Here is a 23,328-nt window from a genome sequence, read left to right as displayed (position 1 = left end):
AGGGCACTTTTGTGGCTCTTCGGTCGTCTGTGTGGGTGCTGGTTGCTGTGGACTGGCAGCGTTTTACCGCAGCAAGGGCCTGGTCGTGTCGTGTCGGTGTACGGCGAATGCCGGTGTCCGGAGCTGGGTGTGGGACTCGTCGGTCTGAGTGTGGGACTCGCCCTCGCTGAATGTGGGACTCGCACAGCACATCGGCGAGTCCCACACTCCGGCCCGGCGAGTCCCACGTTCACGCCGACGAGTCCCACAGTCGCCACCAGCCGACCACACCCGCTGACCTCAAGAACCTCACCAGCCACGGAGGCGTCGCGGACCCACACATACGACACAAGAACCACTTTTGTACTTTTGTGCCCTGGTTGAGAGCTCAACCAGGGCGCTTTTGTGGAAAAGTGCCGGGTTGTATCGATCGTGTACGGGGGTGCCGAAGACTTCCGCCGCGTGCCGGAGACGGCCACGTCAGCGGAAGGGAGACCGGAATGGTCCGGACTACGAGGTATACCCGTCGTTTGATGGCGACGGTAGCGGCCGCGGGGGCCGTAGGCGCCCTGGTCACCGCCACCCCGGCGCAAGCGTCGACCGGCACGAGCTGGTGGGCCGATCTGTCCACAGTAGACAACGACGACGTCAACGTGCACGCGGCATCCGGGGTGCTCGCGCTGGCCGACCCGGCCTGGCACCGGACGGCCGCGCAGACCGCCGGCAGCGAGGGATACCTTCTGCTGCCTGAACACGCGCTCGCCACACCGTCCAATCGGGTCACCGCCGCGGTCTCCGCCGACACCACCGCGGGCGCCGAGGTGGAGGTCGACGTACGCGGGAAGTCGGGTGACGACTGGAGCGAATGGCAACCGGCCGACACCGGCGCGGCCACGTTCGCGCACCCGGCGACGTCGGTCCAGGTACGGATCGCCCTGCGGACGGACGCCGACCGCGGAGTCAGCGCCGACGTCACAGGTGTCGAGCTCACCGCCGACAACGTGGCCAGCGCGCAAGCGGCCGCGTTCACGGCGGCGCGGACGTACAAGGTGTACGCCACCCGCGAAGGTCTGGTCGGCGGCACCACGGCGAACGGCCACGTGATCACCAGCAACGACCACTTCGTCTCGTTCCCCTCGGGAAAATCCTTGTCCCCCAAGGGAACCGGTAACTACTCGGCTCGGGTCTGCCGCACCGACGGCAGCCGCTGCGAGTACGACCCGGTGTGGGAAGTGGGACCCTGGAACGAAAAGGACGACTACTGGAACCCCGCGGCGAGCCGCCAGATGTGGAAGGACGTTGCGCAGGGCAAGCCGGAAGCGCAAGCCGCGTACCTGAACGGGTACAACGGCGGTAAGGACGACACCGGCCGCAAGGTGCAGAACCCGTCGGGTATCGACCTCGCCGACGGCACGTTTTCCGCCGGTGTCGGCCTTTCCGACAACGGCTACGTGAACGTGACCTACCTGTGGACCGGCTCCGGGCCGACCGGGGTGGTCACCACCGCGGGCGACCCGATGAACGTCCGCGCGAGCGGCCACACCTCCGCCGCGATCAAGGGGCTGGCCGCGAACTACGCCAAGGTCCTCATCGAATGTTATGTCCAAGGGGACTCCGTGACGGGTACCTTCGGTACGAGCAAGATCTGGGACCGGATCGGCCCGGGGAACTTCGTCTCCGACGCCTACGTGAAGACCGGCTCGGACAGCCCGGTGGCACCGGTCTGCTGAACACTGCTGAACTGGGCGGGCGTTCGGGAATTACCGCCACCCGAAAGGGCTAACGGAAGCGCCCGAACGTCCGTCCTTTTCGGCCTCGAGCACGACGGCCGGCGGGTGACACTGAAACCTCGGACTACCGAGGGGTTTCAGCATGACATTCATCGCCGACAGGGATTTGGTCTCCTTCCGCGCCGAGCTCACGGGCGCGGCGCTGGTTGAGGGCGACCCGGGATACGACAAAGCGCGTTCGGTCTGGAACGGCGAGATCGACCGCCGCCCGGCCGTGGTTGCGGTGGTCGCGGGCCCGGCCGACATCGTCACGGCGCTGGCGTTCGCCCGTGAGCGCAGGCTGGAGATCTCGGTCCGCGGCGGCGGGCACAACCCCGGCGGCGCCGCGGTCTGCGAGGGCGGCCTGGCGATCAACCTGAGCTCGCTGGACAGCGTCGCCGTCGACCCTGCCGCCCGCACCGCGCGCTGCGGAGGCGGCGCCACCCTGGCCCAGCTCGACGCCGCGACGCAGGAACACGGCCTGGCCGTCCCCGCCGGCACCGTCAGCCACACCGGCGTCGGAGGGCTGACGCTCGGCGGGGGCTTCGGCTGGTTGACCTCGAAGCACGGACTGACCATCGACAACCTCATCTCCGCCGAAATCGTCACCGCCGACGGCCGTGTGCTCCGCGCGTCGGCGGCCGAGGAGCCCGACCTGTTCTGGGCGCTGCGTGGCGGTGGCGGCAACTTCGGCGTGGTCACCGAATTCGAGTTCGCGCTGCATCCGGTCGGGCCGCTGGTCGACGTCGGCTTCTACTTCTGGCCGCTGGACCAGGGCACCGAGGCACTAAAGCTGGTCAGGGACGTCATCGACGGGCTCGACAACGGGACGCACGCGATGCTCGTCGGCATGAACGCCCCGCCGGCGCCGTTCGTCCCGGCCGAGCACCAGTTCGCGCCGGGTTACGCGCTGGTCGTGGCCGGCTTCGGGGACACCGACAGGCACGCACGGATTGCGCAGCACATCCGCGACACCGTGCCGCCGCTGTTCGACTTCGTCTCGCCGATGCCGTACACCATGCTGCAGAAGCTCATCGACGACAGCGCGCCCTGGGGCAGCCTGGCCTACGAGAAGGCGCTCTACCTCGACTCGCTCACCGACGAGGTGATCGACGTGATCACCGAGTACTTGCCGCTGAAGTCCTCGCCGATGTCCACGATGCCGGTGACGGTCATGGGCGGCGCGTTCGCCGACGTCGACGACGACGCGACCGCGTTCGGCGGCTCGCGCCGCGCGGGGCTGGCCTTCGGCGTCGTCGCCCTCGCGCCGGCCCCGGACCTCCTCGAAGTCGACCGCGCCTGGGTGCGTTCGTTCTGGAACGCGCTGCTCCCCCACGCGACGAACTCCGGGAGCTACGTCAACTTCATGGCCGACTACGAAGAGGACCGCGTCCGCGCGGCGTACGGGAAGGAAAAGTACGACCGCCTCGCCCTGATCAAGGACGTCTACGACCCGGAGAACGTTTTCCACCGCAACCCCAACATTCGTCCCACTCTCCGGTAACCCGATCCATTCTGTTATTCACAACCATGAACGTTGTATACAGGGCGGAGATCGGTGGTGTAGAAAAGGGGCAGGCTTTGCGGGGCATTCCCCGGCCGTTCCCCATCAAAGAGGATGGTCGTTTCGTGAGCATTTCCCGACGAACCTTGCTGAGCACCGCGGCCGGCGCCGCGGTGCTCGGTGGCGCCGCCGTTTCGTTGCCCGGTACGGCACTGGCTGCTACTGACAATGCCGACGTATCACGGACTTTCCGCAGCACCGCGGACTATGCGGTCACCAAGCTGCGCGCGGTCGCGCCGGCGGTCACCTCATTTCCCACCGCCACCAAGTTCGAGAAGTGGGTCTTTGCGGCGAACGGCGACTGGGTCGGCGGATTCTGGCCGGGCACATTGTGGATGGCGTGGATCTACAGCGGCGATGATCAATTCAAGAACCTCGCGCTCGCGTCGGCGCAGAAACTCGCACCGCGGCAGAATGACACCACCACGCACGATCTCGGTTTCCTTTTCTCACCGTCGTGGGTGACGGCGTGGCGGTTCACCGGCGACCCGGTCTGGCGTGACGGCGCGATACAGGCGGCCCGGTCGCTGATCCAGCGGTACAACCCGGCCGGTCGCTTCATCCGGGCGTGGGGCGCGCTGAACGACCCGAACCAGGCGGGCCGGGCGATCATGGACACGATGATGAACCTCGACCTGCTCGCGTTCGCCACCGAGCAGACCGGGGACCCGAAGTTCCTCCAGATCGCCGTCGAACACGCGACCACGTGCCAGCAGAACTTCGTCCGGCCGGACGGCTCGACCCCGCACGTGTTCGACTTCGACCCGGTCACCGGCGCGCCGATCGGGCCGAACACCGTCCAGGGGTACAGCCCGACCTCGGCGTGGTCGCGCGGGCAGGCGTGGGGCATCTACGGCTTCACCACGATCTACCGGCGCACGAAGAACCCACTGTTCCTGACCACGGCGAAGCGGCTGGCCGACTTCGCGCTCAGCGTGCTCACCCCGGACCACGTGCCGGTCTGGGACTACCGCGCCCCGCAGGCTCCGAACGACATCAAGGACGCCTCGGCGGGCGCGGTGATGGCATGCGGCCTGCTCGACCTCGCCAAGGTCGCTCGGCGCCCGGACTACTCCGACGCCGCGGTGCGGATACTCACCGGCCTGTCCAAGACGTGCCTGACCACGAAGTCCACCCGCGCCGACGCCATCGTCGCGCGCTGCACCCGCAACCGGCCGGCGGAGGACGGGATCGAGGTCTCGCTCCCGTACGCCGACTACTACCTGCTCGAAGGACTCATGCGGCTGATGAAGCCGGCGGAGGTGGCCAAGGCCCTCGCGCTGTAGGCGCCGTCGTATACCGATACCCCGTATGCTGGGGGTACCGGAATCGAGAGGACGGACGTGCCATGGCGAGCTACAGCGGGGACAAAGAGGCGTACCTCAAGCGTCTTCGCCGGATCGAAGGGCAGATCCGCGGCCTGCAGCGGATGGTCGAGCAGGACAAGTACTGCATCGACATCCTGACCCAGGTGTCCGCCGCTACCAAGGCACTGCAGTCGTTCTCCCTCGAACTGCTCGACGAGCACCTGTCCACCTGCGTGGTGGACGCGGCCGCCGCGGGCGGCCAGGAGGCCGAGGACAAGGTCCGCGAAGCCTCGGAGGCGATCGCCCGGCTCGTCCGTAGTTAGTCATTTTTCACCCCGAGTCGCCGGCGACCCGGAAGCATGCACAGTCCTGCATGAAATCGCTTCGGCAACCATTCCCCGGTTCCGTTGACCTTGGAGATCAGCTTCCCCTACCTTCGCCGGAAACGAGCGCTGAAGGAATGGTGGGATGCGAGGGCCGACGAAGATGCTCGTGATGGGTATCGTGGTGGTGCTCTTCGCGATCATCGGCCTCGCCAGCTGCGCCGGCAAGGAATCGGCGCGCCCACCGGCGCCCATCCGGATCGCGTTCGTGCCGAAGGTCCGGGACCTGCCGTACTTCCAGGCGATGGACACCGGCGGCGAGGAAGCCGCCCAGCAACTCGGCGTCGACTGGATGTCCCAGGGCCCGCCGACGGTGGATCCGGGCGCGCAGGTCGCCATCATCCGCGGGTACATCGCCCAGCACGTCGACGTCATCGTCGTCGCGCCCAACGACCCCGCCGCGGTGGCGCCCGTGCTCGCCGAGGCGCGAAGCAAAGGCATCCACGTGATGACCTCGGACACCGACGCCCCCGCGTCACAGCGTGAGCTGTTCGTGAACCAGGCGACCGCGGAAGGCGTCGGCGTAGCCCTCACCGACGCGCTGATGGCCAAGATGGGCGGCGCCGGCAAGTACGCGATCGTGTCCTGCGGCGAATCCGCGGAGAACCTCAACTCCTGGATCACCGCGCAGAAGGCGTATGCCGCGGTGAAGTACCCGAAGGCTCAGCTCGTCGACACCGTCTACGCCGGCGAGGATCCCGCGAAGGCGACCGAGATGGCCAAGTCGCTGATGGCCGCCCACCCGGACCTGACCGGCCTCGTCGGCGAGTGCACGACGTCCGCGCCGGGGGTCGCCCAAGCCGTCCGTGACACACAGAACATCGGGCAGGTGTACACCGTCGGCGTCGGCACCCCGCAGGCGATCAAGCCGTACCTCAGCGACGGCTCCTCCTCGGCGTCCGTGCTGTGGAACGTCGAATCGCTCGGGTACCTCACCGCCTGGGCCGCCGACCAGCTCGCGACCGGCAAGCCCCTCGCACAGGTCAACAAGGTCAGCGGGGAACTGCCGGCCGTGCGCTACAACCCGGACACGCGAACGTTGCTGCTGGGCGATCCTCTGCAGATCACCAGCGCCAACGTCGACCAGTTCAAGTACTGAGCGCAACTCGCCGTCGAGTTGCGATCGTTGCGATCGTCAACTACCGCAAGTCGACGGCGAGTTGCTGAACGGGCTAGCTGCGGACGGTGATGGTGACGGTCGCCGTGCTCGTGCCGTCGGCCAGCTTGGTGGTGTCGATCGCCAGGTACTCGCCGTCGTCCTGCTTACCGGACGGCGTCAGCTTTTCGTGCAGCTGGAACGGCGGGGCGGAGTTCGTGATGCCGTCGATGCCGAAGTCGCTGTCGTTGCTGAGCAGCAACGTCCGGCCGCCGTCGGTGGTGGCGACACCCTCGACCTTGTCATGACCGAAGAACCCGCCGGTCGGATCGAGGCTGGTCAGGAGGCCGCCGACGTCGACGTCCAGCTTCTTCGACACGGTCTTGACGCCGGCCGCGGCAAGGTCGGCGATCGAGGTCACGGTGTCGTCGGTACCGACGGTGGCTTCGATCGAACGGCCGCCGAGGAGCAGCCCGCCTTTGGCGGCGTCGTAGGTCGCGCCCGCCACCGCCGATTTCGGACCGACGTCGGTCGCGCCGGTCAGGTCGATCTTGTAGAGCTTCTTGTTCGCGCCCGGTTCCAGTTTCCCGTCACGCTCGTCGACGACGAAGGTCGAGTCCGACAGCGCGGTGATCTCGCTGACCGCGGTGCTGGTCGCCTTCGGGTCGTCGAGCAGGTACAGGTACTCGTGCGTGGCGTGCGTTCGCAGGTCGTAGGTGACGATCCGCAACGTGGTGACGTTGCCCGGCTTCTTGGTCAGGTCCGGCTGCTGCAGCGCCGACTGCATCATCCCGACCAGCGTCCGGCCGTCCGGGGTGACGGTCAGCCCTTCCATCCCCTTGTTGGGCACGCGGTTGGCGAGTTCGGCGGGCAGCGAGCCGTCGAACGGCGACAGGCGCTGGATCGCGCGGCCGTTCGGGGCGAAGTGCGTGATGTACGGGCCGTATTCGTCGGACACCCAGAAGCTGCCGTCGCGCAGGGCGACCAGACCTTCGGAGTCGTAACCGTTCACGTCAGGGGCGAGGGTGTTCCCGTTGAGGTCGACGATCTTCTCGCCGGTGTTCGCCTGCACGGTCACCCGGCCCGAGTACGGTGTGCCGTCGCCCGCGCGCAGCGGGATCACCTTTTCCAGCACCGCGTTCGGGCCGGACAGGCGGAATTTTCCGATCGCCGGGTCGAACGCGGGCAGCGGCTCGACCTTCTCGCCGTCCGGCCCGCCGACGTTGGGGCCACGGTCGGTCAGCCCGTAGTACTCGCCGGGCGAGCCAGGCACGGGCGCGAGGCTCGATCCGTAGGCGGCGGCGGTGACCGGTACCCCGCCGATCGTCGCGAGCGGTGGGAGGTGGGTCGAGTAGAGGCGGACGGCGTCGCTGACGGTGTAGGTGAACGAGTCGGTGCCTGTGAACCCCGCCGCCGGCGTGTAGCGGAACGAACCGGACGCGCCGACGTCCAGCGAGCCGTGCGACGGCGCGGTGTGCGCCACGAGCGCGGTAGGTCTGCCCCGGTCGTTGTCCAGCAGACCGTCGCCTGTCACGCTGAGTACCTGTCCGGCCGGGATGCGGTAATCGTCGTCACGGGCCTTGAGCGGCGCGGGGTGCGCGTCCGCGGTTCCGGCCATGACCAGCGGAAACAGCAGAATCCCGGCAAGCAGTACGAACTTCGAGCGAGCCATGCGTCCTCCTTGTGCGGCGGTCGCTTGACACGCCCGCCGGAGTGTCCGCCATCGGGATGGCCAGGCGGAATCTTCCAGGCGGACAGGCCGTTAACTGATGAGCACCTTCGTGACAGGGGTGCTCGATGTGTTTCGTCTTGGCGAGGAGTGATTTCGTGCGCGTGGATGTCTGGGCCGATCTGGTGTGCCCCTGGTGCTATCTCGGCAAGCGGCGGTTCGAGCGCGCGCTGGCGGAGTTCGAGCACGCCGACGAGGTCGAGGTCGTGCATCACTCGTTCCAACTCGATCCGACGTTCCCTCGCGGCGAAGTCCGCGACACCAACGAAGTGCTGATCGAGAAGTACGGCATGACGCCGGAGCAGGCGAAGAAGTCGGGCGTCGAGATGGAGGAGCGCGCGGCCGCGGACGGTCTCGAGTACACCATGGCGGGGCTGCGGATGGGCAACACCGTCGACGCGCACCAGCTCGTCCACCTGGGCGCCGAACACGGCATCGCCGACACTGTCATGGAGCGCCTGTATCGCGCGCACTTCACCGAGGGCCGGTCGCTGTTCGACCACGACTCGCTCGTCGAACTGGCCGCGGACGCCGGTCTCGACGCTGAGGAGGCTCGGCGCGTCCTCACCGAGGGCACGTATGCGGCCGCGGTGGAAGCCGATGGCCAGCAGGCGCGTTCGCTGGGGGCCAATGGTGTGCCGTTCTTCGTGCTCGACGAGCGCTACGGCGTCTCCGGCGCCCAGCCGACGGAACTCTTCGCGCAAGCCCTCGACCGCGCCTGGTCCGACACCCACGCCTCCGCCTAGCCCGCACTCTCCCACTTTTGCGCTTTTGCGGGGTCGTTGCACACGCGGGTATTCGGCGTCCGCAACGAGGTTGCTTTTGTGGCGCTTGTGTCGTATGTGTGGGTCCGCGACGCCTCAGTGGGTGCCGGGTGCTGGGTGCTGGCTCCGTTTTACCGCGGTAGGGGCGGGTGGCGTGGGGAAGGGATTCTGAAGGCCGGTTGGGGTGGCTGGGTGGTGTCGGTGTGGCTGGTGAGGTTCCTGAGGTCAGTGGGTGTGGTCGGCTGTCGGTGAATGTGGGACTCGTCGGCGTGAACGTGGGACTCGCCGGGCCGGAGTGTGGGACTCGCCGACGCGCTCTGCGAGTCCCACACTCAGCGAGGGCGAGTCCCACACTCAGACCGGCGAGTCCCACACCCAGCTCCGGACACCGGCATTCGCCATACACCGGACACGACCCGGCCCTTGCTGCGGTAAAACGCAGCCAGTCCACAGCACTCTTGTCCAAAAGTGCCCTTGGGGTGTCGGGTGGGCAGCGGTCGCCATCGCAACTCGACGGCGAGTTGCGATGGTTGCGGACGCGAACTACCACAACTCGACGGCGAGTTGCTGGCGCAGCGGGGTCAGCGGTGGCGGCGGAGGGAGTGCATGGCGGCACCGCTGCCGAGGACGAGGATGAGCACGGTGAGACTCCAGCGGCGTTTGACGGCGGTCTGTTGATCTTTCTTGACCGCCGCGACGAACTGCGGGGTCGGAGGCCGTTTGGACGTCGGGGCCGGTGGTGGAGGCGTCGGCGACGGGGTGACCGTAGGCGTGACAACGGGAGTCGTCGGCGCGGGCGGGGGTGACTCGATCGGCAGCGGCGCCGGAGGCGGCGGAGGCGTCGGGGTAGGCGTGGGTGTCGGGGTCGGGACCGGGACCGACCTGGGTGTCGGAGTCGGCGTGGGGGTCGGGCTGCTTGACGTCGTCGGCGGAGGAGTTGACGTAGTGGGCGACGGGGGCGGTGGCGCTGGCGAGAAGCAGCCCGCCGAGTCGGAGCTAACCAGCGCCGGGCCTGTACCGAGCTTTGTCACCGGACCGGAACCGTCCCGCGGTACCCGATAGCTGACGCTGTGGTGCCCGTCCTCGTTCGCGGTGACGTACAGCGCGCCGTCGCCGCCGATCGTCACCGAACCGACCGCACCGCCGCGTGGCACCCGCGGCCCGGGCACGACCTGCACCCAGCCGGTCGTCGGATCGATCGTGACCACGGATCCGTTGCCACGCCACGAAGTCGACACGCCGTACAGCAACCCGTCCGCGGGATCGAAGTCGAAGTCGTCGACCCCGACCGCGAGCGACGTGAGCCGCAGCGGGACCCGGCTGACGACACTGAGGTAGTCCGGACTCGCCGGGTCGACGTCCACTGTGTACAGATCGCTGTCTTTCCTGATGTACCAACTGTTCCCGGAGATCGCGCCGGCAGTGGCGCCGGTGACGAGACTCCACGGGACCCTTCTCGCGCCCTGGCGCCGGATCGGCCCGAGATCGGCGACCGTCCCGTCCTCCGCGACGGTCACCGCGTGGGCGCCGTCATGAAACCGGCCCTGCGCGTTTCCATCGGCGACGGCGTAGCCCAGGTGTTGCGCACTGGAGTACCCGAGCGCGTTGAGCCAGTATCCGACGTTACCGAGCTGGGTGACCGTGGTGCCGGGGAGCTCCCGCAGCGTCAGCGACGACGACGCGCCAGGACGGACATTGGCCACTTCGAGTACCTGACACACTCCGCCGTTCGCCCCCGACGCCGGAGGCGACGACGGGAGCAGTCCGAACAGGACGGTCATCCCGGCCAGAAGCGCGACCAGGCAGGCAATGTACCACCGCGCCTTGCGCGCGCCGAGCTTCACGATCAGGACAACCGGGCGAGCACCGAGGTGAACGCGTCCGGCCCGATCTTCGCTCCCCCGCTGAACGGGTCCTGTAGCTGGAAGATGGCGAAGAGTAGCAGTGCCATCGTGCCGGCCAAAGTGGACACAATGATGATGTGCGCGCCCAGCCTGGTCCCACCGAACAGGTTCGGCAGCAGCACCGAGATGAAGCCGCCAAGGATCAGAGCGAACCACACAACCCCGCCGACCCCATTGCTGGCCGCGGCAGTCAACCTGGCCTGCCGCGACTGGTAGACCTGCCAAAGCTGGTTCGTGGCCTCGGTTTTGCGCTCGTTCGCCCAGTCGCTTTGGGTGTCTGCCCCGGCGACAGCCTTGCGCAGCTGGTCCAGCTGCGTCCAGCCGGTGTCCGGGATCGTTCCCCCGGTCTGCATCTGCGGCCATTCCTCCTTGGCGACCGTGGCGGCGTATGCCTGGCTCAGCTGCTTGACCTGGCCGGCGGTGGCGGCAGGCAGGGAATCCGCGGCCCAGGATGCCGCGACCAGGCTGTCCGCCTCCGTGTACGAACTGTCGCGTGCGGTACTGACCGAGTCGAACAGCGAAATAAGGACAAACGCGACAAGGACCGCGTTCAGTCCGCCGACAATGGTGAAGACCTGGCCCGCCGCGTCGTTGTTGTCCCGACGGCCCTCATCCCAGCCGAACCGCCTCACCAGATACCCGATGAGCGCCCCGGTCGCCGCCGCACCGGCGACCCAGAGGATTCCGGCCAGGTAGATGTTCATTCATTTTCCTCCGGATACTGTGCTATGAGAAATTCGTGCCCGGCGGAGTACACGCCAGTGGCGAATCGGCCCCGTGGGGAATTCACCCCCGGGGGAATCCGGCCGCCGCCGAAGCCCCCGATCAAGCTAGCCAGTGAAGATCACATCAACAAGACCGGGCCGCACAATTCATCCATGCGGCTTTGCAGGACCCCGAATGGTCGCCAAATCGGACCAGATCCCCAGGTCTAGGCACGCAAGCACCGGATTCGTCGTCACCGCGAGGAACCCTTTGGTACAGCGACTGGTCCAAACGAGCAAACGGGTGTAACTCGAAGTGACACAGTCATGATCATTCTCCGTTACCTGAATTCACCGTCAAAACTATTGGCACCGAGTCAATCGTCCGACGACTGGCGTTCAGGTGATTGTGCCAGCCGGAACACTTTTGAGTGATTGTGCGGCCCCGACCAGTTGCTATCTTGTTTTCGCGGCTTCGCGGGCCGAATTGGCGGATCGGGAAATTTATTTTCCGGATAGCGGCAATCAAGTTATCTGCTCACCAAGAACTAGCGATTGGCGGTTTTCGCAGTGACTGTGACGGAGCCATTGTCGTCGGCCTCACCGGATCCGGAAGTTTCGGGAGAATCCCCGCTGCTCAGCCTGAGCCGCGCCGCCGCGCGGAACCTCGCCACCACGACCAAGTCCGTCCCGCAGATGCAGGCGATCTCCTCCCGCTGGCTGCTGAAGCTGCTGCCCTGGGTCGAAGCGGGCGGCGGTGCGTACCGCGTCAACCGCCGGCTGAGCTACGCCGTCGGCGACGGCCGCATCACCTTCACCACGACCGGTTCCGAGGTCCGGGTCATCCCGCCGGAATTGGGCGAATTACCGCTGTTACGTGGCTTCGACGACGAGTTGACGCTCGAAGCGCTCGCCGGCCGGTTCGTCCAGCGCGAGTTCTCCGCCGGCGACGTCATCGTCGAATTCGGCCACCAGGCCGACCAGGTGTTCCTGATCGCGCACGGGAAGATCAACAAGGTGGGCGCCGGAGAGTACGGCGACCAGACCGTCCTCGGAGTCCTCGCCGACGGCGACTACTTCGGCGACCAGGTGCTCGCCGACGCCGACTCGATCTGGGAGTTCACCGCGAAGGCGGTCACCGGGTGCACCGTGCTTGCCATGCCGCGTCAGGCTTTCGACGAGGTACTCGGCCAGTCCGACGCACTGCGCGGCCACCTCGAGAACGCGCAGGCCGACGGCGACCAGTCGCAGAACAGCAGCGGTGAAGCCGCGATCGACGTCGCCTCCGGGCACGACGGAGAACCCCGGCTGCCAGGCACGTTCGTCGACTACGAAGCCAAACCGCGCGAGTACGAGCTGAGCGTCGCCCAGACCGTGCTCCAGGTGCACAGCCGCGTCGCCGATCTCTACAACCAGCCGATGGACCAGATCGAGCAGCAGTTGCGGCTGACCATCGAAGCCCTGCGCGAACGCCAGGAACACGAGCTGATCAACAACTCCGACTTCGGCCTGCTCACCAACGCGGACTTCTCCCAGCGCGTCCACACCCGCACCGGCCCGCCCACCCCCGACGACCTCGACGACCTGCTTTCGCTGGTGTGGAAGGACGCCGGGTTCTTTCTGGCGCACCCCAAGACGATCGCCGCGTTCGGCCGCGAGTGCAGCCGCCGCGGGATCTACCCGAACAGCATCGACGTGAACGGGCACCTCATCCCGGCCTGGCGCAGCGTGCCGATCTTCCCCTGCAACAAGATCCCGGTCACCAGCACCCGCACCAGCTCAATACTGCTGATGCGGACCGGCGAGGAGAACCAGGGCGTCATCGGCCTGCGCCAGACCGCCCTGCCCGACGAGTACGAACCCGGCCTCAACGTGCGGTTCATGGGTCTCAACGAGAAGGCGGTCATTTCCTACCTCGTGAGCACCTACTACTCGGCAGCCGTCCTCGTGCCCGACGCGCTGGCGATCCTCGAGAACGCCGAGATCGGCCGGGAGGGCTGACATGACCGTCACCGATTCCGGGATGGAAGCCGATGCGCGGCTGAGTCTCAGCACCGCGGCGGCGCGCAACCTGTCCACGACGACCAAATCCGTCCCGCAGATGCAGGGAATCACCCCGCGCTGGCTGCTGCAGATGCTGCCGTGGGTCGAAGCGAGCGGCGGTGCGTACCGCGTCAACCGCCGGCTCAGCTACACCGTCGGCGACGGCCGCGTGACGTTCACCAACATCGGTGCGGCGGTCAAGGTCGTCCCGGCCGAGCTCGGTGAACTGCCACTGCTGCGCGGGTTCGACGACGAAGCCGCGCTGGGTGCGCTGGCCGATCGGTTCGTCCAGCAGGAGTTCGCCGCCGGCGACGTGATCGTCGAGTCCGGCGCGGGCGCGGATCAGGTGTTCCTGATCGCGCACGGGAAAGTCGCCAAGCTCGGCACAGGCGAGTACGGCACGCAGATCGAACTCGGGGTGCTCTCCGACGGGGACTACTTCGGCGACCAGGTACTCGCCGGGTCGAGCTCGAACTGGGAGTTCACCGTCAAGGCCGTCACGCCGGTCACCGTGCTTTCCTTGCGGTGGCAGGCTTTCCAGGAGATGAACGGCCAGTCCGACCCGGTGCGGGCGCATATCCGGGACCTCCTGGCCTCCCCGGACAAACCGCGGAACAAGAGCGGCGAGGCGACCATCGACCTCGCTTCCGGCCACGACGGAGAGCCGTCGCTGCCGGGCACCTTCGTCGACTACGAACTTGCCCCGCGTGAGTACGAACTCAACGTCGCGCAGACGATGTTGCGCGTCCACAGCCGGGTCGTCGATCTGTACAACCAGCCGATGAGCCAGCTCGACCAGCAGTTGCGGTTGACCATCGAAGCCCTGCGGGAACGCCAGGAGGACGACCTCGTCAACAACCGCGAGTTCGGCCTGCTGCACAACGCCGACCTCCAGCAGCGCATCTCGACCCGCACCGGTCCGCCGACCCCCGACGACCTCGACGAACTGCTCTGCCGTCGCCGCAAGACCAGGTTCTTCCTGGCCCACCCCAAAACGATCGCGGCGTTCGGCCGGGAGTGCACCAACCGGGGCCTCTACCCGGGGGAAACGCAGGTCAACGGCAAGCGGGCCACGTCGTGGCGCGGGGTACCGCTGCTGCCGTGCGACAAGATCCGGATCAGCGAGACCGGGATGAGCTCGATATTGGCGATGCGTACCGGCGAGGAAGATCACGGGGTGATCGGGCTGCACCAGACGGGGCTGCCCGACGAGTACCGGCCGGGGCTGAACGTCCGGTTCATGGGCGTCAACAACCGTGCCGTCATCTCGTACCTGGTCAGCACGTACTACTCGGCCGCCGTGCTCGTCCCGGACGCGCTCGGTGTGCTCGAGAACGTCGAAATCGGCCGATAAAGGAGGCCCGAGAATGACCACCATCGACCTGCCGGCGACTGCCGGCGCGCGGCCCGCGCGCGAGGTGCTGAGCTGGAGCCGGGCGGCCATCGACCCGGCGCTGCGGGAGGCGGCCGACCGGCTGCCCGGTTCGATGCGGCATATCACCGGTTACCACTACGGCTGGTGGGACGAGCACGGCGCCCGCATCGACAGCGATGGTGGCAAGGCGATCCGGCCGGCGTTGGTGCTGCTCGCCGCGAAGGCGTGCGGCGCCGACCCGGCGCTGGCCGTCCCCGCGGCCGCGGCGGTGGAACTCGTCCACGACTTCTCGTTGCTGCACGACGACGTCATGGACGGTGACCTGACCCGGCGTCACCGCCGGACGGCGTGGTCGGTGTTCGGCACCGGGCCTGCGATCCTCGCCGGGGACGCGCTGCTGACCCTCGCGTACGACGTGCTCGCCGCCAGCGGGCACCCGAACGCGCAGCGGGCCATGCAGGCACTCAGCATGGCGGTGCTGCGTCTGCTGGAAGGCCAGAGCGCGGACGTGGCGTTCGAGGACCGGGATGAGGTCGCCCTGGCCGAGTGCGTCGAGATGGCCCGGGGCAAGACCGGGGCGCTCCTGGGTGCCGCGTGCGGGCTCGGGGCGCTGTTCGGCGGTGGAAGCGCCGAACAGGTCGAGCGGTTCACGGCGTTCGGCGAGAACTTCGGGCTCGCCTTCCAGCACGTCGACGACCTGCTCGGTATCTGGGGCGACTCCGCGGTGACGGGCAAGCCGATCTACTCGGACCTCCAGAACCGCAAGAAGTCGCTCCCGGTGGTCGCCGCGCTCACCTCGGGGACCGCTGCCGGCAACGAGCTGGGCAAGCTCTACCAGCAGGAACAGTCGCTGTCCGACGTCCAACTGGTCCGTGCCGCCGAGCTGATCGACCTGGCGGGCGGGCGGACGTGGAGCCAGGCGCAGGGCGACAGCCTGCTGGCCGCCGCGCTCGCCCACCTGGCTGCGGCGAACTCGGGCCCGCAGGTCACCGCCGAACTGCGGGCACTCGCCGAACTCGCCACCCACCGGGACCGCTGAGGGTGGGTGCGAGCCGAGCCGTCAGCTGCCGGGCCGAGTCAGCCCGTCGGCTGCGGCGCCCCGGCTGAGGACGATCTTGTCGGTCGCGGTCAACGCCTCCTGACCGCGCGCGCCAGGGGTGCCGTAGGTCAGGTCGATCAGCCGGATGGGCGGCCCGAGCTGGATCAGGGTCGGCAGGTACTCGGCCTTGTCGACCTTCCACCCGCCGGCCGTCTTGGCGAAGTGGAAGCGCGTGATGATGCCCTCTTCGGTGTCACCCTTGGGCTCATCGTGGCGGGCGATCTGGTTGCCCATGCCGTAGGCGACCCACTTGTCGCCGATCTTCTCGATCGGCTGCACGACGTGCGCGTGGTGGCCGACGATGAGGTCGATCGACGGGTCCGCCAGCAGTTTCTTCGCCAGCGCGCTCTGGTCCGGCGTCACGTCGTGCTGGTATTCGATGCCCCAGTGCAGGCTGACGATGACCACTTCGGCGCCGGCAGCGCGGGCCGCCTTGGCCGCGGCGATGATCTTGTTGCCGTCGATCAGGTTCGCCAGCCACGGCTTGCCACTGGGCACCTTGATGCCGTTGAACCCGAACGCGTAGGACAGCTGCGCGACCTTGACCCCGTGTACGTCGAGGATGTTCGGGGTGGCGGCCTCCGGCGCCGACCGCGCGGACCCGGTGTGCTTGATGCCGACCGCGTCGAGCTTGTCGAGCGTCCTCGTGATTCCGGCGGCGCCCTGGTCCAGTGTGTGGTTCGACGCCGTCGAGCAGGTGTCGTACCCGGTGTCCTTGAGCGCGTCGGCGATCTCGGGCGGCGCGCTGAACGACGGGTACCCGCTGTACGGCCCGCCCTCCGGCGCTAGCGGCGTCTCGAGATGACAGATCGCCAGGTCAGCCTGGGAAATGATCGGTTTCAACCCGGCCAGGATCGGGCGGTAGTCGAGCGCGCCGCCCCCGCCCGCCTGGGCGTCTGCGGTGGCCTGGTCGGTCAGCGCCGGGTGGATCAGGATGTCCCCCGCGGCGACCACGGTGAACCCGTTGTCCGGGGCCTTCGTGGAAGAACTCGCCGGAGCGGGCGCGGAAGCAGGTGGAGCCGGTGACGGGGTGCTGGTGCAGGCCCCGGCGAGCAGCACAGTCGCGAGTAGAACCCCAGTCCACAGTTTCTTGGTTCCGGCCACCCGGGCCATCCTGCCTCATGACGTCCGCAGGATGGGATGAACCCACCAGGACGTCCTATGCTCGAGAGGGTGAGTGAGACGACGCTTCCCCTGATCGACATCTCGCGCTTCCGAGTTTCCGGTGCCCGGGCCGAGTTCCTCGCCGAACTCCGCCACGCGGCCCATGACGTGGGGTTCTTCTACGTCGTGGGGCACGGGGTGCCCAAAAACCTGATGACGTCGATGTTCGACGTCGCCCGCGACTTCTTCGCGCTGCCGCTCGGTCAGCGGCTCGCCATCGAGAACGTGAGCTCGCCGCAGTTCCGGGGGTACACCCGGGTCGGCACCGAGCACACCGGCGGCTCGCCGGACTGGCGCGAGCAGATCGACATCGGACCGGAACGCGCCGCGCGACGGCTCGAGCCCGGCGATCCCGCCTGGACCGGGCTCATCGGGCCGAACCAGTGGCCCGCGGCGCTGCCTGAGCTGCGGGAAACGACGTTGGCCTGGCAGGCCGAGGCGCTGCGGGTCAGCCGCGAGGTCCTGCGCGCGCTCGCCGCGGCGCTGGGCCAGGGCGAGGACTACTTCGACACGTGGTTCGACGCCGAGGCGTCCACGCACGTGAAGATCGTCCAGTACCCGGGCCGACCGGACGAAAACTCGGATCAGGGCGTCGGCGTCCACAAGGACTACGGGTACCTCGCGCTGCTGCAGCAGGACGACGTCGGCGGGCTGCAGGTCCAAGCGTCCGACGGCAGCTGGATCGACGCGAAACCGGTGCCGGGGGCGTTCGTGTTCAACATCGGCGAGATGCTGGAGATCGCCACGCAGGGCTACCTCACCGCGACCCGGCACCGGGTGGTCAGCCCGCCGGTCGGCGTCAAGCGGCTGTCGGTGCCGTTCTTCCTCGGGCCGCGGCTCGACGCCGTCGTCGAACCGCTCCAACTGCCGCCGGAGCTCGCGGCGGCGTCACGCGGGGTCAGTCAGGAGAAAGGCAACCCGCTGCTCGCCGCGTTCGGCGAGAACGCGCTCGTCGGGTGGCTGCGCTCGCATCCGCGGGTCGCCGCGCGCTGGTGGTCGGACGTGGCGGAGTGACCGAACCCCCACGCAGGTCGTTCGAAACCCGGCAGATCCATGCGGGCGCGAGCCCGGATCCGGCCACCGGGGCGCGCGCGACGCCGATCTACCAGAGCAGCTCGTACACGTTCCGTGACGCCGACCACGCGGCAGACGCCTTCGCCCTACGCGACCTGGAAAGCCATGCTTACACGCGGCTGTCCAATCCGACCACATCGGTCGTCGAGGAACGGCTGGCGGACCTCGAAAACGGGTTGGCCGCCGTCGCTGTCGCAAGTGGACAAGCGGCGTCCGCGCTGGCGTTGCTGAACATCGCGCGGGCGGGCGACCACATCGTCTCGGCCGCGACGCTGTACGGCGGAACATACAACCTGTTCGCGTACACGTTCGCGGACTTCGGGATCACCGTCGACTTCGTCACGGACACCGACAACCCGGACGCCTGGCGGGCGGCGTTGCGTCCTGGCACGAAAGCGCTCTACGCCGAGTCCGTGGGAAATCCCGGCGGCTCGGTCCTCGACCTCGCCATGGTCGCGGGGATCGCGCACGACGCCGGTGTCCCGCTGGTCGTCGACAACACCGTGCCGACGCCGTACCTGCTGCGTCCGCTCGACCACGGCGCCGACATCGTCGTGCACTCGACGACGAAGTTCCTGGCCGGGCATGGGACAGCGATCGGCGGAATGGTCGTCGACGGCGGGAAGTTCGACTTCCAGGCCGAACCGGACCGCTGGCCGCAACTGACCAAACCGGACCCGAGCTACCACGGTCTGGTGTTCGGTGAGGAGTTCGGCGCGCTCGGCTACGCGCTGCGGCTGCGGACGAAACTGGTGCGGGATCTGGGTCCCGCGGTGTCGCCGTTCAACAGCTTCCTTCTGCTACAAGGGATCGAGACGCTGTCATTGCGGATGGAACGGCACGTGTCCAACGCGCAGGCCGTTGCAGAGTGGCTCGACGCGCAACCGCAGGTCGAGCACGTGCACTACGCCGGGCTGCCCGCGAGCCCGTGGCACGCGGCGGCGAAGCAGTACCTGCCGAACGGCGTCGGCGCTGTGCTGGCGTTCGAGATCAAGGGCGGTCTCGACGCGGGGCGGCGGTTCGTCGACGGTGTGCGCCTGTTCAGCCACCTCGCGAACATCGGGGACGTCCGCAGCTTGGTGATCCACCCGGCGTCCACCACCCACGCCCAACTCGACTCCGAACAGCAGCGCGCGAGCGGTGTGACCCCCGGCCTGATCCGGCTTTCCGTTGGACTGGAAGGCGTCGGGGACTTGATAGCCGATCTCTCACTCGGCCTGGCGAACGGAAGCAGCGGATGAGCGAGTTCGACGGCGCGACAGGCAAGATCCACTACGACCATTGGGAGCCCGAGGAACCACTGGCGCTTGTCGTCTTCTTCCACGGCCTCGGTGAGCACATCGGCTCCTACCGGCCGCTCGCCGAAACCCTGAACGCGGCCGGTTTCGCGTTGTGGGCGTCCGACCACTTAGGACACGGACTCAGTGAAGGGGTCCGCGTCCTGATCAACCGGGTCGACGACCTCGTCGACGACGCCGAACACCTGCTGCGTCTCGCGCGAGCGGCACATCCGGACCTGCCGGTGATCCTCGCCGGCCATTCACTCGGCTCCGCCGTGGTGACCATGCTGACCGCCGAACGCCTGCTGCCCAACGGTTTCACCCCGGCCGGCCTGGTGCTCGCGGGCTCGTCGCTGATGCCGGTCGACGCGGCAGGCGGACTGGCCAAGGTGATCGCCAGCGGCATCGACCTGATGGAGTTGCGCAAGGATCCGATCGAGCTGACCCGCGACGAGGCCTACGCCCGGCAGATCCGCGAAGACCCGCTGACCTGGGACGGCGGCATCCGCCTCGAGACAATCACCGCACTGACCGAAGGGCGCGCACGATTGGAAGCCGTCGTCGAATCGGGCGCCCTTACCCTGCCGGTACTTCTCCTGCACGGGGAAGAAGACGACCTGGCGCCGGCCGAAGACGCGCGACAAGCGGCGAACCTACTGCCGAACGCGCGGGCGGTGATCTTCCCCCTGGACCGGCACAACATCCTGAACGAAATCGACCGGGACGCGGTCTACACCGTCCTCGTGGACTTCGTCCGCTCGGCTACGGCGGAAGTCCCGTAGGCGTCGCACTTTTGCGCTTTTGTGCGGTCTCTTAGTTTCCAAGAGACCGCAAGTCGCCGTCGAGTTGCGGTGGGTCGTGTCGGCCTACTGCAGCAAAGACTGGGGCGAAGGTAGGCGAGGCCCGGATCCCGAAGGCCTGTTCTGTTGCCTTGGTGATTGCGTTTCGCGAGTGGCCGAAAGGGATTTTCCTTGCGGTGAACGCACGGATAACGCCGTTCGCGCTTCGCCACTCACGTTAAGCAACGACCTCGCAAGGCTGATGCATGAGTGAGTGACACGCTTTGCGAGCAGTTGTCGCGAAATCCGCTTCTCGTAACGTAATTCGCCGTGAAAGTGGATTTCGCGATCTATCGATGATCACGTTCCGCAGTAACTCCTATCACCTGAACGTGTTCCGAATAAACGTTCGATCCGTAGTAGAATAAAGGAGTGCCCAGCGTAACGACCACCCTCCCCGATCCCGCCGATATCCGCCGTGCCGATCCGGCGACGCTGGTCGACTACGCCCGGGCGATCACCCGGGAAATGAACCGTTACACCGCACTGCTGGGGCTCGTGGTCACCAAAACCGAGACCGACGGCATCAAGACCACCCACCAGTACACCTCCGCGGTGCACTGGCTGATGCATACGACGGGGATGACCGAGCCCGCCGCACGCCAGATCGTCGTCCGCGCCCGCGGCACCAACTCCGCCTACACCATCGACGGGACAGAGGTCCCCGCCGTCGCACCCCTGACCGGTCTCGCCGCACTGGCCGGTGCCCTCACCCCCGCCCACGTCGACGTGATCGTAAAAGCGATGACGGCCATGCCCGCGACGGTGTCGGAGGAGGATCGGGTGGCGGCGGAGAAAATCCTCATCGGTGTGGCCCGTGCCGCGTCCCCGGTTGAGGTGAAGAAAGCCGGCGACCGGATCCTCGACACCCTCGACCCGGATGGGCCGGAGCCGAAGGACCCGCCGGAGCGACCGGAGCGGGAGCTGTCGTTCCAGGAACACCGCGACGGCTCCGCCACACTGAAAGGCAAGCTGGACAACCTGTCCTACGCTCAACTCCGCGCAGCCCTCGATCCGTTGGCGAAGCCGCACTCGACGAAAGAGGAAGGCCGCGACACCCGCAGTCAATGGGAACGCCACGCCGACGCCCTCGTCGACCTCGTCCGCCTCGCCATGACCGTCGACGAGATCCCGACCCACGGCGGTGACCGTGTCCATGTGGCGATCACCGTGGACTACGAGACACTGAAGTCCGGGATCGGGACCGCGATGCTCGACTACGGCGGCGTCATCACCGCCGCCGAAGCACGGATGCTCGCCTGTGACTGCAAGGTGATCCCCGCTGTTCTCGGCACCGAGAGCGAGCAGATGGATCTGGGGCGGTCCAAGCGAATCATCACCACCGGACAACGGCGACGACTCGTCATGAGAGACCGCGGATGCGCCTTTCCCGGTTGCAACAAACACGCCAAACACACCGAGGGTCACCACATTATTTTTTGGATCCTCGGTGGGCCAACCGACCTGAACAACTTGACCCTCCTGTGTGAACGGCACCATAGGTTGGTGCATTGTGGTGGTTGGGAAGTACGCATGGGTGGTGACGGGAGACCGGACTTCATCCCGCCCGCTTATCTCGATCCCAATGCCGCTTACTTAGCGGGCCGCACGAAGATGCGTATTGCTGGCTCGTCGTGGTATCGACGTTGCGCGTGAAAGCTTCTTTTGATTACCTTTTCACCGGAGCGGCAGCGCTTGATAACTCGAGGGTAGGTTCGTTTTCGACGCAGCGGGAGGCGACGTTCCCGGATCTCAGTCAAGGTTTCGTGGATTGCTTGCTGAAGTCTACGAGGGGGGAAAACCCGCCTGGCCAGTGACCTGACGGCGGATGACGTGAAGGCTGCGGGTGAACGACAGCCGGTCGACGTCAAGCGGGTCGTCACCATCGTCTGCGGCGTCTCGCATGAAAGATCGGACGGCGTAGTGAGTGAGTAGGAGTGCCCATATCTCCTGGCGGACAAGCTCGGGAGATTTGGAGCGGAGAACTCTGGACTGCGCCATTTGATGGGTTTCGATCTCGTCGAGCGTAAGCTCGAATTCCCATCGTTCTCGATATAAGGCGGCCAACTCGATAGCCGGGGCAAGTTCGTGATCCATCAGGGTTGTGATCAACCGGACGGTCTCCGCCTCATCGCCACGGTTCGTGATCGTGTACTCCACAACGCGGATGGGAATCCTAACCTCAGTCGGTATACTACGCCGTTTGCCGCGTTTGAAATCTGCTTTCATGTTCTTGGGTACCAATTCTGACCTGTAGGAGCCGTCCGACAAGGACTCCAACACTGGCACATCGACCGTGGCAGACAGGCGCCAGAGCAGATCAGCACCGGTGTCGCGTGCAGCCGACCAGAGGTCGTACCCGAAGAAGCCACGGTCGGCCAACACGATTGTGCCGGGTTCGAAAGCAGGCAGCAGGCGTCCGAGCATCTCGCGTTCGTAGACTTTCCAGGAGTCGATTTCTGCCGCGACAATCGCATGGGTTCCACATTCTCCCAGGCCTACAACCCGCACCTGAGGGAACGGGCTTTCGCCGCTACCATGAGATTTTTTGGTGAACGCCTCAAGGTTTCCAGGGGTGTCCGGGGTGTCGAGGATTACTCCGTCGACTGCCATAACCCTCAGACCATGAAACCACGCTCCCGGCGTCCCCGGAACAGCCAGCGGCCGAGCAACCCTGTCGAAGAGTTCTCGCAGCGGTGCCTCGCCAAGCCGCTGGCGAGCTTGCGATATCGCGCTGGTCGTCGGCACGTGCCAGTCGTCGGTCCAGGTCCCGAGAAATCGCAGGCCGTTGACCAGTTTTCGCATCACTTCTTCGTAGGCGTCTTCGCAGAACAGGCACAACGCCAGCACGTAGTAAACGACCACTCGAGCCGGCAGTAACCGCGAGCGTCGCTCTACGCGATCCGTGTCAGCGAGAACCTCGTCGACCAAGTCTCTATGGAAGATTCGAGTCAGGACACCAATGGACACACCATCCGCGAAACGGCGTTCATGACTCCTGCTTGCTTCTCTCACCGTCTCAATTTAAAGCATCGTATGCGATGTGGCAAATGGCACGAATGTCAAATCGACACACTTCTTGCGTGAAGAATTGTTATCTAATTTCTTAAGTTAGCGGCATTGATCTTGATCCGCTTCGAAGACCCAGGCGCAACACCGTTCACCTGTAACAGAATACCGACCCACTCCAGGGCTCGTGAGTGCCGCGACCGGATCACCCGGCCGCGACACTGACGAGCCCTGACTGCATTCCCC

At 66.7% G+C, this 23,328-nt stretch carries 18 protein-coding genes; 13 read left to right on the top strand and 5 right to left on the bottom strand.

Features of this window, described 5'->3' with window-relative positions; genetic code table 11:
• Nucleotides 1–479 precede the first annotated feature (479 nt).
• The 5 genes from JWQ81_RS25895 to JWQ81_RS25875 all read left to right on the top strand — a co-directional run bounded on the left by JWQ81_RS25895 (nucleotide 480) and on the right by JWQ81_RS25875 (nucleotide 6,101).
• Nucleotides 480–1,709, top strand: coding sequence for a hypothetical protein (locus JWQ81_RS25895; protein WP_297545421.1), 1,230 nt, complete (start codon nucleotides 480–482; stop codon nucleotides 1,707–1,709).
• Nucleotides 1,710–1,851: 142 nt separating this feature from the next.
• Entirely contained in the window at nucleotides 1,852–3,252 is a 1,401-nt protein-coding gene (locus JWQ81_RS25890; protein WP_297545419.1) for an FAD-binding oxidoreductase, read from the top strand.
• 125 nt (nucleotides 3,253–3,377) lie between these two features.
• Nucleotides 3,378–4,598, top strand: coding sequence for a glycoside hydrolase family 88 protein (locus JWQ81_RS25885; protein ID WP_297545418.1), 1,221 nt, complete (start codon nucleotides 3,378–3,380; stop codon nucleotides 4,596–4,598).
• A gap of 62 nt (nucleotides 4,599–4,660) precedes the next feature.
• Nucleotides 4,661–4,942, top strand: a complete 282-nt coding sequence (locus JWQ81_RS25880) for a metal-sensitive transcriptional regulator (RefSeq protein ID WP_297545417.1) — start codon at nucleotides 4,661–4,663, stop codon at nucleotides 4,940–4,942.
• Nucleotides 4,943–5,087: 145 nt separating this feature from the next.
• Nucleotides 5,088–6,101 (top strand): autoinducer 2 ABC transporter substrate-binding protein, encoded by a 1,014-nt coding sequence (locus JWQ81_RS25875; protein ID WP_297545416.1) that lies wholly within the window; start codon nucleotides 5,088–5,090, stop codon nucleotides 6,099–6,101.
• 73 nt (nucleotides 6,102–6,174) lie between these two features.
• Here JWQ81_RS25875 and JWQ81_RS25870 read toward each other — a convergent pair whose 3' ends face one another.
• Nucleotides 6,175–7,770 carry an esterase-like activity of phytase family protein gene (locus JWQ81_RS25870; protein WP_297545414.1) on the bottom strand — a complete coding sequence of 532 codons (1,596 nt, stop codon included), beginning with the start codon at nucleotides 7,768–7,770 and terminating at the stop codon, nucleotides 6,175–6,177.
• 155 nt (nucleotides 7,771–7,925) lie between these two features.
• On the opposite strand from JWQ81_RS25870, the gene JWQ81_RS25865 reads away from it, so the two are divergent.
• Nucleotides 7,926–8,573: a DsbA family oxidoreductase gene (locus JWQ81_RS25865; RefSeq protein ID WP_297545413.1), complete on the top strand. Its 648-nt coding sequence runs from the start codon at nucleotides 7,926–7,928 to the stop codon at nucleotides 8,571–8,573.
• A 599-nt stretch (nucleotides 8,574–9,172) separates the two neighbouring features.
• On the opposite strand, the gene JWQ81_RS25860 is transcribed toward JWQ81_RS25865, so the two are convergent.
• Nucleotides 9,173–10,435: a hypothetical protein gene (locus JWQ81_RS25860; protein WP_297545412.1), complete on the bottom strand. Its 1,263-nt coding sequence runs from the start codon at nucleotides 10,433–10,435 to the stop codon at nucleotides 9,173–9,175.
• 2 nt (nucleotides 10,436–10,437) lie between these two features.
• On the bottom strand, nucleotides 10,438–11,199 hold the full coding sequence (locus tag JWQ81_RS25855) for a DUF4239 domain-containing protein (protein ID WP_297545411.1): 762 nt from the start codon (nucleotides 11,197–11,199) through the stop codon (nucleotides 10,438–10,440).
• 588 nt (nucleotides 11,200–11,787) lie between these two features.
• Here JWQ81_RS25855 and JWQ81_RS25850 point away from each other — a divergent pair.
• From JWQ81_RS25850 to JWQ81_RS25840, 3 genes are read left to right on the top strand one after another with little or no spacing between them, the layout of a single operon-like run.
• Nucleotides 11,788–13,200 (top strand): family 2B encapsulin nanocompartment shell protein, encoded by a 1,413-nt coding sequence (locus tag JWQ81_RS25850; RefSeq protein WP_297545513.1) that lies wholly within the window; start codon nucleotides 11,788–11,790, stop codon nucleotides 13,198–13,200.
• A gap of 1 nt (nucleotide 13,201) precedes the next feature.
• Nucleotides 13,202–14,596 (top strand): family 2B encapsulin nanocompartment shell protein, encoded by a 1,395-nt coding sequence (locus JWQ81_RS25845; RefSeq protein ID WP_297545410.1) that lies wholly within the window; start codon nucleotides 13,202–13,204, stop codon nucleotides 14,594–14,596.
• Between the two features lie 13 nt (nucleotides 14,597–14,609).
• Complete coding sequence (locus tag JWQ81_RS25840) at nucleotides 14,610–15,656, top strand: family 2 encapsulin nanocompartment cargo protein polyprenyl transferase (RefSeq protein WP_297545409.1); 1,047 nt, start codon at nucleotides 14,610–14,612, stop codon at nucleotides 15,654–15,656.
• A 21-nt stretch (nucleotides 15,657–15,677) separates the two neighbouring features.
• On the opposite strand, the gene JWQ81_RS25835 is transcribed toward JWQ81_RS25840, so the two are convergent.
• Nucleotides 15,678–16,820: a CapA family protein gene (locus JWQ81_RS25835; RefSeq protein WP_297545408.1), complete on the bottom strand. Its 1,143-nt coding sequence runs from the start codon at nucleotides 16,818–16,820 to the stop codon at nucleotides 15,678–15,680.
• Nucleotides 16,821–16,889: 69 nt separating this feature from the next.
• Between JWQ81_RS25835 and JWQ81_RS25830 the strand changes: the two genes are divergently transcribed.
• The 4 genes from JWQ81_RS25830 (at nucleotide 16,890) to JWQ81_RS25815 (ending at nucleotide 21,729) form a co-directional block, all read left to right on the top strand.
• Entirely contained in the window at nucleotides 16,890–17,894 is a 1,005-nt protein-coding gene (locus tag JWQ81_RS25830) for a 2-oxoglutarate and iron-dependent oxygenase domain-containing protein (protein ID WP_297545407.1), read from the top strand.
• The gene (locus JWQ81_RS25825) at nucleotides 17,891–19,195 is read left to right on the top strand and encodes an aminotransferase class I/II-fold pyridoxal phosphate-dependent enzyme (RefSeq protein ID WP_297545406.1); all 1,305 of its coding nucleotides are present in this window, start codon (nucleotides 17,891–17,893) and stop codon (nucleotides 19,193–19,195) included. Before JWQ81_RS25830 ends, JWQ81_RS25825 begins: the two co-directional genes overlap by 4 nt.
• Nucleotides 19,192–20,016 (top strand): alpha/beta fold hydrolase, encoded by an 825-nt coding sequence (locus tag JWQ81_RS25820; protein ID WP_297545405.1) that lies wholly within the window; start codon nucleotides 19,192–19,194, stop codon nucleotides 20,014–20,016. The genes JWQ81_RS25825 and JWQ81_RS25820 overlap by 4 nt, the downstream gene beginning before the upstream one ends.
• 429 nt (nucleotides 20,017–20,445) lie before the next feature.
• Nucleotides 20,446–21,729 carry an HNH endonuclease signature motif containing protein gene (locus JWQ81_RS25815; protein ID WP_297545403.1) on the top strand — a complete coding sequence of 428 codons (1,284 nt, stop codon included), beginning with the start codon at nucleotides 20,446–20,448 and terminating at the stop codon, nucleotides 21,727–21,729.
• A 129-nt stretch (nucleotides 21,730–21,858) separates the two neighbouring features.
• Here JWQ81_RS25815 and JWQ81_RS25810 read toward each other — a convergent pair whose 3' ends face one another.
• A complete protein-coding gene (locus JWQ81_RS25810) occupies nucleotides 21,859–23,097 on the bottom strand; it encodes an IS4 family transposase (RefSeq protein WP_297545512.1) in 1,239 nt (412 codons plus the stop codon).
• Nucleotides 23,098–23,328 lie beyond the last annotated feature (231 nt).

Source organism: Amycolatopsis sp. (assembly GCF_025464955.1).
GTDB lineage: Bacteria > Actinomycetota > Actinomycetes > Mycobacteriales > Pseudonocardiaceae > Amycolatopsis.
Note: the sequence above shows the minus strand (reverse complement) of the source record. Positions and strands in the feature narration are given on the sequence as shown.